Source organism: Oleiphilus sp. HI0067 (assembly GCF_001635735.1).
The window spans coordinates 1-1,285 of record NZ_LWFI01000183.1; the positions used below are offsets into that span (position 1 = coordinate 1).

Annotated in this window: 2 protein-coding genes; both read left to right on the forward strand. The window is 40.9% G+C overall.

The window, feature by feature from the left end:
* The coding region (locus A3739_RS02450; protein WP_156502273.1) for an ATP-binding protein at window positions 1-974 on the forward strand (974 nt) is incomplete at its 5' end.
* Window positions 967-1,285, forward strand: a 319-nt coding sequence (locus A3739_RS30640; protein ID WP_231876980.1) for a hypothetical protein, incomplete at its 3' end; no start/stop codon positions are given. The genes A3739_RS02450 and A3739_RS30640, both read left to right, overlap by 8 nt.

Below are 1,285 nucleotides of genomic sequence, written 5' to 3' on the forward strand. Positions count from 1 at the left end.
AACTTGACACCCCCGCACTCATCGCGTTTTTACTTCAGATTCATGTTTATATGATTGCTTGCCTGACACTGAGTAAAAAAAGGCTTTTATTAATTGCTAAATGCAACATTATACTCGGCATACTTGCTGCCTCTTACATGCTCTGGCATCAACAATATTCATATACAGGGTTACTACTACTCACTTACATTACCCTCGCTTTGAGTACTTACTTTTGGGCTTTGTCGAGCAACAACACGCTCAAACGCGAGTACGAAATTACGCGTAACAATCTGGCTATTGTTAATTCCCGAGAAAGCTGGAACGGCATTCTTAAAACCTTAACCAAGGATGCGTTTAACAAAAAGATTTCTGCGATCAGATCTAGCCTTAACGCTCTCAGCACTTCTGGTTCATCAAATCAACACGTTAAACGCCTAAACCATTCGTTAAACGAAATTTCAACGATCAGCCAAACCCTTCTGAGCGATCTTGATTGGTATGACAGCGAGAATCATATACAGGAGCAGACAAATTACTCGATACTTGAGCATGTCTCTTTGTTAACACATGAGCTCCAAACCACTTACAGTACAGCTAATATTAATTTGTTCTGTAGTCGCGACTTCGATATCGAGCTTGCGCCCGCCTTGCTAACAAGATTGATCACTAATATAACCAACAATGCAATACGTCATCGCAATAAAGATACCGCCATCAGCATTGAGATACAGAAAGGAAGGACTCTGCTGATCAAGAATAAGGGACCACGTCTGCCAGCATCACTTAACGAACTCACTATTGAAAACAGGCAAGGAAGCGTGCATGGAGAATACGGCTTAGGACTTAACGTTTGTAAAAATATTTGCATTGCGAACGGCATACTTTTCAATGCTACTTCCGAGAAAGGATTGGTTGTATTTCAAATGATATTTCCAGCCTTACAATCAAACATGAGTAGAGAACTTGCGGCTGAGAAGGTGGAACATGCTTAGCTCGCGTAATGATTTTAAAAGTCGCCTGCTCAGCACCTTACGTAAATATTCTGATTTCACTCATTGGAACTACAACAGACAGCATAACGAAACTGGTATAGCACTATTAAGCATTGCGTTAATATGTGGTGCATTATTTGCGGCAGATGCCATTGCCCTAAATGACCCAAACTCCATCATGATCCAGCGAATCATCGCATTACCATGGATAGGAAGCTTCTTTCTTTTGCATCGCCTCAGACAAGAGAAGCTCTACTATGTGTTTGTTTGTGTTAGCCTCCTATATTCATCCTACGTATTCCTAACTTACA